Source organism: Mesorhizobium sp. M8A.F.Ca.ET.161.01.1.1 (assembly GCF_004792105.1).
GTDB lineage: Bacteria > Pseudomonadota > Alphaproteobacteria > Rhizobiales > Rhizobiaceae > Mesorhizobium.
Genome location: NZ_SRTD01000244.1, coordinates 1 through 341 on the forward strand (window position 1 = coordinate 1; position 341 = coordinate 341).

The window sequence follows — 341 nt, forward strand, 5'->3', positions numbered from 1 at the left end:
GTCTCGTCATAGGTGGCATGCAGACGCCAGGGCCAGCGGTTTTCCGCCAGAATCCGGACAACATCTTCAAGTTCGCCTTCCATCTCCGGCGGCATATCGGGCCGCGGCTGACGGAAATCCTCGAAATCGGCCGCGGAAAAGACCAGCATTTCACCCGCACCATTGTGCTGGAAATAATCGTTGCCCTGCTTGTATTTGACCGATTGCGTCCAGTTGAGGAAGTCTTCCTTTTCCTGTTTCGGCTTCTGCGTGAAACCACCGTGGCCATATCAGGTAAACGCCCCCACTGCGCAACTTTGGCCGCCGTCGACCGGCAGGCAGATGCCCGTGATAAATTTTGC

At 56.3% G+C, this 341-nt stretch carries 1 pseudogene; it reads right to left on the minus strand.

Annotated features, from left to right (window positions below):
- Positions 1 to 254 (minus strand): annotated as a pseudogene (locus EN804_RS35535) (amidohydrolase family protein); the annotation flags it as partial.
- Between the last annotated feature and the right edge of the window lie 87 nt (positions 255 to 341).